The 2,403-nt window shown below is 49.3% G+C and carries 3 protein-coding genes; all 3 read left to right on the top strand.

Features of this window, described 5'->3' with window-relative positions:
* Positions 1-116 precede the first annotated feature (116 nt).
* The 3 genes from ACXLDX_RS11960 to cobT all read left to right on the top strand — a co-directional run bounded on the left by ACXLDX_RS11960 (position 117) and on the right by cobT (position 2,403).
* Entirely contained in the window at positions 117-698 is a 582-nt protein-coding gene (locus ACXLDX_RS11960) for a histidine phosphatase family protein (protein WP_457577416.1), read from the top strand.
* 19 nt (positions 699-717) lie between these two features.
* On the top strand, positions 718-1,263 hold the full coding sequence (gene cobU, locus ACXLDX_RS11955) for a bifunctional adenosylcobinamide kinase/adenosylcobinamide-phosphate guanylyltransferase (protein ID WP_457577415.1): 546 nt from the start codon (positions 718-720) through the stop codon (positions 1,261-1,263).
* A 72-nt stretch (positions 1,264-1,335) separates the two neighbouring features.
* Positions 1,336-2,403, top strand: a complete 1,068-nt coding sequence (cobT, locus tag ACXLDX_RS11950; protein WP_457577414.1) for a nicotinate-nucleotide--dimethylbenzimidazole phosphoribosyltransferase — start codon at positions 1,336-1,338, stop codon at positions 2,401-2,403.

Here is a 2,403-nt window from a genome sequence, read left to right as displayed (position 1 = left end):
TCCGCAGTAGCAGCAAGGGATTATCTGGAAACCCTGCTCTCCGGTAAAGAACTGTCAGAGGCCCAGCAACTCGCGGGAACATTGCGGAAAAAAATGATGGGTCGGGAAAAAAACCGATGAAAAAAACAATCTTTCTTCTGCGTCATGGGGAAACGCTGTTGAATGGCCGGTATGTCGGTTCAACAGATGTAGCCCTGTCTGACAACGGTCGGGCTATGATTGCAGAAACAGCGGCGTCTTTTCAAGGAAAAAATATTGAGCAGATCTTCTGCAGCCCGCTGGAGCGTTGCCGTGAGACTTGCAGGTTACTGCAATTGAGTGCGGATGTCAGGATTGTCGGCGACCTGCGGGAGATTGATTTTGGCCGATGGGAAGGGATGACTTTTGAAGAAATTCTTGGAAAAGACGCTCACCTTGTCGATGAATGGAGCAGGGCGGGGGACAGCTTTTGTTTTCCTGAAGGAGAATGTATCCGGGACTTTGGTCACAGGATTGATCGATTTTCAAGACAGATCATTGAGACAGAACAAAACCGCATTCTGATCATCGCCCATGGGGGAACTCTTCGGCACCTGCTCTGCACTTTTCTCGGAATTAACCCTGAAAAGAAAATGATATTTTCTTTACAGCCAGGTGGGTTTTCTGAAATAGAATTGCACGATTCCGGTGGAGTTTTGACCAGGTTATTGAATCCGTGATGATCTCAGGAGAGAAAAAATGGCAGAACTGATGTTGGTTACAGGGGGAGCCAGAAGCGGAAAAAGCTCATATGCGCTTGAAGTAGCGGAAAAAAGGTCAGACTCCCGAATATTTATTGCGACCTGTCCTTCCATTGACCGGGAAATGTCTGATCGGGTCAGACGGCACAGAGAAGAACGCCGGGGGAGGGGATGGCGGACAATCGAAGAAGAAATTGAGTTGGCGGAACTGTTTCCGGAAAGGGTACAGGGTGCGGGAGTAGTTCTCCTGGACTGTGTTACCCTCTGGGTCAATAATATTCTTTTCACCTATGGTGAAGAGAAGGTCGATGATTTTGTAATAAAAGAGTTGTGTCTTGGATGGTTGCGGGCGATGGAAAAATTTCCGGGCACGGTGATCTGTGTGACTAATGAAGTGGGACTTGGTGTAGTGCCGGAGAACAGGCTTGCGAGAAAATATAGGGATCTCGTGGGCACATGCAACCAGCTTATCGGTCAAAAGGCTGATGAGGTGGTGCTGGTCAGCTGTGGCGTTCCACTAACGATAAAAAAGAAAATATCCTGAGCAATTACTGCTGCCCTGGGCGTAGTTACCTGGGCGACGTTGATAGTCAAGGATGAAGGAGGATTTTTATAAATGAGTGTGCTTGAAAGAACAATTGAAAAGATTTATCCCCAGGACAGTGAGGCCAGGGATAAGGCAAAAGAGCGACTTGATAACCTGGCTCTTCCTCACTGGGCTCTTGGGGATTTAATGGATCTGGCAATCGATATCGCCGGCATGACCCGTTCTCTGCGGCCTGATGTGGCAAGAAAAGCGATTATTACCATGGCGGGAGATCACGGAGTTGTCAGGGAAAATATTTCTAAATTCCCCAGCGAAGTTACCCCACAGATGGTATACAATTTTGTCAATGGCGGTGCGGGGATAAATGCCCTGGCAAACCAGGCGGGTGCCAGGGTTGTTGTCGTTGACATGGGTGTTGCGGCAGATCTGAACGACCTTGCTGATGCCGGTAAAATCATCAACAGGAAAGTTGGTCTTGGGACAGACAATATTGCCGCAGGACCGGCCATGAGCAAGGCAATGGCCAGACGGGCGGTGGAATCGGGTATTGATGTCGTGGAAAGCCTTGCTGATGAAATCGACCTTTTCGGTACTGGAGATATGGGTATAGGCAATACCACACCGTCAACTGCAATTGCCGCCATCTGTACCGGCAGGCCGGTTGAGGAGCTGACCGGCAGAGGAACAGGGCTGGATGATGAACAGCTGAACCATAAAATAGAAGTGATCAACAGGATTCTTGAAGTGAACAAGGTGGACCCGAAGGACGGCCTTGATATTTTAGCCAAGGTAGGCGGCTTTGAAATAGGTGGCATTGCCGGTGTTATTCTCGGGGCAGCCGCCAACAGAAAACCTGTTCTGATTGATGGTTTTATTTCTACGGCGGCTGCACTCATTGCCTGCAAAATCGAGCCATTTATCAGAGATTATCTTGTATTTTCCCATCGGTCCGTTGAGCCTGGTCACAAGGCAATGCAGGAGTTTCTGGGGTGCAGAAAACCGTTGCTGGATCTCTCTTTTCGCCTGGGTGAAGGAACGGGCGCTGCAGTGGCAATGAACCTCGTCGAGGGCGCTGTTGCAATATTGACTGAAGTGGCAACCTTTGAAGAGGCTGCTGTTGCCGGTGCCGATAAATAG

The sequence above is a fragment of the Desulfomarina sp. genome (assembly GCF_054039375.1).
This window is presented reverse-complemented; position numbering and strand designations above follow the sequence as displayed.